Genomic DNA, 7,998 nt, shown 5'->3' with positions numbered 1-7,998 from the left:
GGCTGCGGCGGCCCGCCGCACCGGCCGCACGAGCGGAACCAAGACCCCCCACCGCGCCCCTCTGGCCCTTCCACACCGCCCGGAGCGCCGGGCAAGGTTCCGTCCACCACTCCGTCCACCACTCCGTCCACCGCAGGGACCGGCGGCCCCAAACGTCCTGACGACCGTGAGCAGGACACGCGTCCGCGCACCCCGGAGCCGCCGGTGAGACCGCGCAGGCTTCCGCCCGCACAAGGCCCCGGCGGGCCGCCGCAGCCTCCGGGCGAGCGGGAGCGGAACCCGTCTCCGCGTCCCCCAGCGCCGCCCACACCGCCGCGCAGGCCTCCACCCGCGCCGGTGGCCGACGGGCCGCCGCAGCGGCTCGACGCGCGGAATCGCGAGGGGCGCGCGTCCGGTGAACCGGCCGGGTCCGCACTGCCGCCTCGGCGGCTGGACGCGCCGCGCCTCGTGCGGCCGCCGGGCGGGGCGCCCGCGGGGACCGGGTCGGACGCGCCGTCCGGGCCGCCCCGGCGGCTGGACGCCCCGGGGCGTGCTCGCCGGGACGAACCGGCGGAGCCGCCGCCCCCCGCGGCGCCACCCGCGGCTCCCCCCTCGGAGATTCCGGCGCTCTGGGGCACGCCCGGCGGGCGGCCGAGCGAACCGGCGGCCGGAGCGGCGCAGGTCAGGCGCGGGCAGTCGATCGCCACCTACAAGCGGCCCGAGCTGGTCGAGATCGTCGGGCGCATCGCCGCGCGGGAGCCGGACCTGTCGGACGACCAGCTCATCGAGCTGGTCACCCGCATCCTCGGCTGCCCCGAGGACGAGGAGCTTTTGGTCGGCGCCCGGCTCCGCTACGCCGTCGAGATGTACCGGAAACAGACCGGCCGCGGTGACGCCGAGCAATGAGAAAGCCGGAGCGGGTTTCCTGACCGTTGTCCGCCGCGCCACATATGCCGTTCGGCCTGAATTGCCACGCCGTGTCGGTGGATGTCGGTAGAAATGTTGGGTGGGTGGATGGGACGAGGGAGCGCTGGCGCGGTTGCGGTCTGCCGTCCACCGGGGGGACGGGGCCGGTGGGCTCGATGTGCTGGCGGGACGTCCGCTCCGGCCGGTCCTCCAGTACGCCGGGGACGTCGCGGTGGCCGCCCGGGGGCTGCCCGGGGGCGAGGTGCTCGCCCGGGAGTGCGCCGAGGAGCTCCGGCGGCGTGGGGCGCCGGGGGACGCCGAGCTGGCCGCCGAGATCGCGGGGGACTCCGGGCTCGCCGGGCTGCCCGTCGATCTCGGGGCGGTGGCAGCGGCGATGGACGAGGGGTTCCACGTCCTGGACGTCGAGCGAGGCGATGTCGTCCCCATGGACGAAGGGGGAGCGGGCGTGCCGATCCCGCCGGGCGCCCTGCCCGAGGGGGAGGACGCCCGGCGGGGCGTGGCGCGGCGGTGGCTGGCCGGGCAGGGGTACCGGGCCGTCCCGCGCGGCCTCTAGGGGCCGGGGCGGGCCAGCGGGAAGGGGATCGTCTCGCGGATGCTGCGGCCGGTGAGGGTGATCATCAGGCGGTCGATGCCCATGCCCATGCCACCGGCGGGCGGCATCGCGTACTCCAGGGCGCGCAGGAAGTCCTCGTCCAGTTCCATGGCCTCGGGGTCCCCGCCGGCGGCCCGCAGGGACTGCTCGATGAGGCGGCGGCGTTGCAGGACGGGGTCGATCAGCTCGGAATAGGCGGTGCCGAGTTCGAGGCCGAAGATGATGAGGTCCCATTTCTCGGCGAGGCGCGGCTCGGTGCGGTGCGGGCGGGTGAGCGGGGACGTTTCCGCCGGATAGTCGCGCACGAATGTGGGGGCGGTGAGTTTCCCCTCGACCAGCGCCTCGAAGATTCCCTGCACGATTCTGCCCTGGCCCCAACGCGGGTCGAAGTTCAGGCCGAGGCTCACCGCGAATGACCGGACGGTGGTCAGCGGCGTGTCGGGGGTTATCTCCTCGCCGAGGATGCCGGAGACGGCCCCGTGAACGGTGATCTCCCGCCACGGTTCGGCCAGGTCGTGTTCGACGCCGTCGCGGACGACGACGGTGGTGCCGAGGGCGGCGCGGGCCGCGTCCACGACCAGGGACCGGGTGAGGGCGGCCATCGTGTCGTAGTCGCCGTAGGGTTCGTACGCCTCCAGCATCGTGAACTCGGGATTGTGCTTGGGGGAGACGCCCTCGTTGCGGAAGTTGCGGTTCAGTTCGAAGACGCGGCCGACACCGCCGACGAGGAGGCGCTTCAGGTACAGCTCGGGGGCGATGCGCAGGTGGAGCTGCATGTTGTAGGCGTTGATGCGCGTCGTGAACGGCCGGGCCGCGGCGCCGCCGTGGACGGGCTGCAGCATCGGCGTCTCGACCTCCAGGTAGCCGCGGCCGCGCAGGCCGTCGCGGACGGCGGCGATGGCGTCCCCGCGCATCCGGAGCATCCTGCGGGCGTCGTCGTTGACGATGAGGTCGACGTACCGCTGCCGGACGCGGGCCTCCGGGTCCGACAGCCCGGACCGCTTGTCCGGCAACGGCCGCAGGCACTTGGCGGCGACCTGCCAGGACGAGGCGAGCACCGACAGTTCGCCGTGCCTGGACGTGACGACCTCGCCCGCCACGCCGACCTGGTCGCCGAGGTCGATCAGCGTCTTCCAGCGGCGCAGGGACTCCGCGCCGAGCGCGTCGGCGGTCAGCATCACCTGGAGGTCACCGGTCTCGTCCCGCAGGGTGACGAAGATGAGGCGGCCGTGCTCGCGGGCGAGGACGACGCGTCCCGCGACGGCCACGTGGTGGCCCGTGGCGGCGTCGGGGCCGAGACCGGCGAAGCGTTCCCGGATGCCGGCGGCGACGTCGGTGCGCTCGCACCCGACCGGGTACGGGTCCATCCCGGCGGCGCGGAGCCGGTCGAGCTTGGCGTGCCTGACCCGCTCCTGCTCCGACAGCCGGCGCCGCGGCGCGCGGGCCGCCGCGGCGGCCTCCTCGATCTCCCGGACCCGGTCGACCAGGTCGCCGGAGGGTGCCATGGCGGCCGCCCGTTCCAGCTTCGGCCGGTTCAGGTCGGGCAGGAACCCCTCGGCGCGGGCGTAGGCGAGGCCGAGCCGGACGAGGTGCCGGCTCTGCGTGTAGCAGATGTAGCGGGGACGCCAGTCCGGCAGGTACTTCGCGTTCGCCAGGTACAGCGATTCGAGCTGCCAGAACTTCGACGCGAACGACAGGAACCGGTAGTGGAGGCGGGCGACCGGGCCGGCGCCGATCTGCGAGCCGCGGGCGAACGCGGAGCGCAGCATCGCGAAGTTCAGCGAGAGCCGCCGCGCGCCGACGGCGGCGGCCTGCTCGGCGAGCTTGGCGACCATGTACTCGTTCAGCCCGTTCTCGGCGAGCCGGTCGCGGCGCATCAGGTCCAGGGACAGTCCGGCGCGTCCCCACGGGACGAAGCTGAGCAGCCCGCGCAGCTCGCCGCGGGCGTCGAACGCCTCGACCATGACGCAGCGGCCGTCGGTCGGGTCGCCGAGCCGGCCGAGCGCCATCGAGAAGCCTCGCTCGGCCTCCTCGCCGCGCCACGCGTCGGCGCTGCGGACCAGCGCGGCCATCTCCCGGGCGGGGATGTCCGAGTGGCGGCGGATCCGCACCCCGTACCCGGCCCGCTCGACGCGCCGGACGGCCTGCCGGACCTGCCGCATCTCGCGCCCGTCCAGGGTGAAGCCGGTGAGGTCGATCACGGCCTCGTCGCCGAGTTCCAGCGCGTCGAACCCGTGCCGCCGGTAGACGTGCGCGCCGCGCTCGCCGACGCTGACGGCGCCGGGGATCCAGGCGTGCGCGCGGCACTCCGCCAGCCACGCCTCGATCGCCTGGTCCCACGATTCGGGATCGCCGAGCGGGTCGCCGCTGGCCAGCGAGACCGCCCCCTCGACCCGGTAGGCGATGGCCGCCCTGCCGTTCGGCGCGACCACGACGTCCTTGTCGCGGCGCAGCGCGAAGTAGCCGAGGGAGTCCTGGTCGCCGTACTCGGCGAGCAGCGACCGCGCCGCGAGCTCCTCCCGCGGGCCGAGGACGGGGTCCTGGCGGCCCGGCCGGAACATCGCCCAGAACGTGACGATCAGCAGCCCCGTGCCGAGGACCCACAGGATCGCGTTGACCCAGAACGGCACGTGGACGTTGATCGGCGTGCCGGTGACCCGCGGCCCGAGGACGGTCTGGGAGATCGCGTAGAGCGGGTGCGTCCAGAAGGCGCCGTTGTCGTCCCGGTCGGTGACGGTGACGAGGAGCGTCCCGATTCCGCCGGTCACCACGAGGAGGTTGGTGAAGACCTGGGTGGCGAGGCGGCGGTTCGCGCGGTCGGGCAGCGTGGTGAACTGCCCCCGCGCGGCGAGCAGCAGCACGAGGACGGCGAGGTGGGCGGCGGCGGTGCCGACCAGCCCGGTGCGCAGCGGCTCGTCCGGCTTGAGGAACGCCGTCGCGACGGCGGTGACGCCCACCGCGGTCGGCAGGCAGAAGACCACGACGAGGATCCGCCAGGCGGCCTTCTTGCGCCGCCGGACGCCCATCGACAGCAGGATCCACAGGAGGCCGACGGGCACGCTCGGGAACCAGGCGAGATAGCCGAGCCACCGCAGCGCCCAGATGTCGGCCATCTCGAGGATGAGACCATGGGACACCCAGGCGAGCAGCGACAGGATCCCGGAGAGTCGGGTGTACCAGAAGAAGATCGTGGGTGCGGACCGGACCAGCCGTCCCCACTCACCCAGCAGACCGCCACCGCCCCGGGGGTCCCGTCCGGCCGCGTCCCCGCGACCGGCCCCGCGGTCGGCCCAGCGGTCGGCCCAGGGCATGGTCCGCTCCCGCGCGGCGCGGCCCTTCGCGGTCCGGCCCTCCGGTGCGGAGGCCACCGGTACGGACCCCTTCATGGAGGGTGTGGCGGGGTCGTCAATGGCGGCTGTCACGTCCACCGTGCTTCCATCCGAGCTGGTGCGTCCGGTGGTGGCGAACCTCGGGGTGACGCCGGACGTCGTACGGGTAGGGGGAAGTGGCTTGCACGCTCGTTCCAAGGTTGTCAGCAAAAGTCGATATGGTCGCGGATATGCCAAGTGAACCCACCGGTGAGCGGTTGCTCGCCCGCCGTTACCGACTGGTGACCCAGGTCGGCCGGGGCGGCATGGGTACGGTCTGGCAAGCGCACGATGAGGTCCTCGGTCGTGACGTCGCGGTGAAGGAGGTCATCCTCCCGCATGGTCTCACCGATGAGGAACGGACCGTCCACCACAAGCGCACGTTCCGGGAGGCCCGCACCGCCGCGCGGCTCGGGCATCCCGGCGTGGTCACCGTCTACGACGTCGTCGAGGAGGACGGCCGTCCGTGGATCATCATGGAGCTCATCAAGGCGCGCTCCCTCGATCAGGTGATCAAGCAGGACGGTCCGCTGGAGACCCGCCGCGCCGCCGAGATCGGCCGGCAGATGCTCGCCGCGCTGCACGCCGCGCACGACGCGGGCGTCCTGCACCGGGACGTCAAGCCGAGCAACGTGCTGATCACCGGTACCGGGCGGATGGGCGAGCGCGCCGTGCTCACCGACTTCGGCATCGCGACCGCCTCCGGTGACGCCACCCTCACCCAGACCGGCCTGGTCATGGGGTCGCCCGCCTACATCGCGCCGGAACGGGCCCGCGGGCGGACCGCCGGCCCGGCCTCCGACCTGTGGTCGCTCGGCGTGACCCTCTACGCCATGCTGCACGGCAAGTCGCCGTTCGAGCGCTCCGAGCCGATGGCGGCGCTGATCGCGGTGATCTCCGACGAGCCCGACCCGCCGGAGAAGGGCGGCCGGCTCATCCCGGTCATCGAGGGCCTGCTGCGCAAGAACCCCGCCGAGCGGATGGACGCGATCGAGGCCGGTGCCCTCCTGGACGACATCGTCCGGCAGGAGAGCGTGGACACGCAGCGCACCATGGCGGTCGAGTTCCCCATGGACGAGCCCCCCGGCCCGTCGGCACCGGAGCCCGCCGAGCGCGGATCGCACGGGGCGCGCCCGTACGCGGAGCCTTTCGCGGAGGCGTACGCCGAGCCCTACCCGGAGACCTACGCCCCCGACCAGCCGCTCCCCGAGGAGATGGGCGACCCCGGCGGCGCGACGAGCGTCGACCCGGTCCGCGGGTCCGCCGCCCCGGCCGCGCCCGGCGCCGCGGACGCCCGCCCCGACCAGCTGACCAGCTTCGACATCCCGGCCGGCAAGGCGGCCAGGACCGGCGAGTCCCGCGACTCCGGGAAAGGCGGCGAGTCCAAGGCCGGCCCCGGGGAGACGGCGCCCGATCCGGACCGCGTCTCGTCCTGGCGCTCCGGCCCGCGGACGGAGCCCGCCGGCGCGACGGTCCCCGCCGGGCACGGGTCATCCGGCCACGGCGCCGTCCAGCACGGGTCGTCCGGCCACGGGGGGTCCGGCGGGGGGACGGCGACGCACTTCCCGCCGACGACGCACGCGACCGGGCGCCCGGCCCTGGCGTCCAACCGCAACGTGGTGGTCATCGCCGTGGTGGTGCTGCTCGTGATCGTCCTCGTGGCGAGCATCGCGCTCGCGAGGAGCGGCGGTGACGAGAAGGACGCCGGCAAGCAGGGGGCGACGACCCCGGCGACCGGTGCCACCGCGTCCGTCTCCGCCACCTCGACCTCCACCGGGCCCAGCGGCACGCCGAGCGCGGGCGTTCCCGCCGGTTTCAAGAAGCACCGGGACCGCAGCGGCTACACCGTGCTCGTCCCGGACGGATGGAGCGGGCCCGAGCGTAAGAACGGCGGCGACTTCTTCTACTCGCCCGACCGAGACGTCTACCTCCAGATCGACCAGACCGACGATCCGGGCGACAGCGCGATCGACGACTGGCGGCGGCAGGAGCGCGGCGGCTCCGGCTGGCCCGGCTACAAGCGGATCGCGATCAGGCCGACCGGCGACCAGCCGCCGGTGCCCGACACCGGCGACGGGGACGACTCCGCCGACTGGGAGTTCACCTACGCCGGGGAGGGCGGCCGCGTCCGCATCCTCAACCGCGGCTTCGTGACCGAGGGGCACGGCTACGCCATCCTGCTCCGCGCCCCCGACAAGGAGTGGGACAAGGTGTTCTCCGAACTCCAGCCGGTCTACCGGCACTTCGAGCCCGCGGAAGACTGATGGAAGGCCGCCTCCTCGCCGGCCGGTACCGGCTCGAATCCGTGGTCGGACGCGGCGGGATGGGCACCGTGTGGCGGGCCCGCGACGAGACCCTCGACCGCGACGTCGCGGTGAAGGAGGTCGTGCTGCCCGCCGGGCTGGGCGACGACGAGCGCGAGAACCGGCACCGGCGGACGCTGCGCGAGGCCCGCGCCTCGGCCCGGCTGAACCATCCGGGCGTCGTGACCGTACACGACGTCGTGGACGAGGACGACCGTCCGTGGATCGTCATGGAGCTGGTACGGGCCCGTTCCCTCCAGGACATCGTGGACGAGGACGGGCCGCTGCCGCCCGGCCGGGTCGCCACCATCGGGCGGCAGATCGCGGGGGCGCTGCGCGCCGCGCACGCGATCGGCATCCTGCACCGGGACGTCAAGCCCGCCAACGTGCTGGTCGCCGGGGACGACCGGGCGGTCCTCACCGACTTCGGCATCGCCCAGCTGGCGGGGGACGCCACGCTCACCGGCACCGGGCTGCTCATCGGGTCGCCCGCGTACATGTCGCCGGAGCGGGTGAACGGCGCCCCCGCGGTCCCCGCGTCCGACCTGTGGGCGCTGGGCGCCACCCTCTACGCCGCGACCGAGGGGAAGGCCCCGCACCATCGCGGCGACGCGATGGCCGTCCTCGCCGCCATCCTCACGCAGGAGGTCCCGCCGCCGCGGAACGCGGGGCCGCTCACGCCCGTGCTCACCGGCCTGCTGGAACGCGACCCGGACCGGCGGCTGACCGGCGACCGGGCGGAGGAGGCCCTGAAGGCGGTCGCCTCGGGGCACGCATCCGGCCTCGCCGACGCCGAGCCGACCGCGTCCGGCACGTTACCCGCCGCGCC

At 74.3% G+C, this 7,998-nt stretch carries 5 protein-coding genes; 4 read left to right on the top strand and 1 reads right to left on the bottom strand.

Annotated features, from left to right (window positions below; all coding sequences use genetic code 11):
- Positions 1–336: 336 nt before the first annotated feature.
- Both E1289_RS34825 and E1289_RS34820 read left to right on the top strand, forming a co-directional pair.
- Positions 337–885 carry a hypothetical protein gene (locus tag E1289_RS34825; RefSeq protein ID WP_131987976.1) on the top strand — a complete coding sequence of 183 codons (549 nt, stop codon included), beginning with the start codon at positions 337–339 and terminating at the stop codon, positions 883–885.
- A gap of 100 nt (positions 886–985) precedes the next feature.
- Positions 986–1,459 (top strand): hypothetical protein, encoded by a 474-nt coding sequence (locus tag E1289_RS34820; protein WP_131987975.1) that lies wholly within the window; start codon positions 986–988, stop codon positions 1,457–1,459.
- Here the strand turns inward: E1289_RS34820 and lysX are convergent.
- A complete protein-coding gene (lysX, locus tag E1289_RS34815) occupies positions 1,456–4,866 on the bottom strand; it encodes a bifunctional lysylphosphatidylglycerol synthetase/lysine--tRNA ligase LysX (protein WP_243713365.1) in 3,411 nt (1,136 codons plus the stop codon). The genes E1289_RS34820 and lysX overlap by 4 nt on opposite strands.
- Before the next feature lie 191 nt (positions 4,867–5,057).
- Here lysX and E1289_RS39935 point away from each other — a divergent pair, with 191 nt between their 5' ends.
- Both E1289_RS39935 and E1289_RS34805 read left to right on the top strand, forming a co-directional pair.
- Complete coding sequence (locus E1289_RS39935) at positions 5,058–7,130, top strand: serine/threonine-protein kinase (protein ID WP_243713363.1); 2,073 nt, start codon at positions 5,058–5,060, stop codon at positions 7,128–7,130.
- The coding region (locus tag E1289_RS34805) for a serine/threonine-protein kinase (RefSeq protein ID WP_131987973.1) at positions 7,130–7,998 on the top strand (869 nt) is incomplete at its 3' end. The genes E1289_RS39935 and E1289_RS34805, both read left to right, overlap by 1 nt.

It is taken from the genome of Actinomadura sp. 6K520 (genome assembly GCF_004349245.1).
Lineage (GTDB): Bacteria > Actinomycetota > Actinomycetes > Streptosporangiales > Streptosporangiaceae > Spirillospora.
This window is presented reverse-complemented; position numbering and strand designations above follow the sequence as displayed.

Excerpts from the sequence above, each read along its gene's own strand:
- E1289_RS39935 (WP_243713363.1), top strand. The coding sequence starts at position 5,058 with ATGCCAAGTGAACCCACCGGTGAGCGGTTGCTCGCCCGCCGTTACCGA.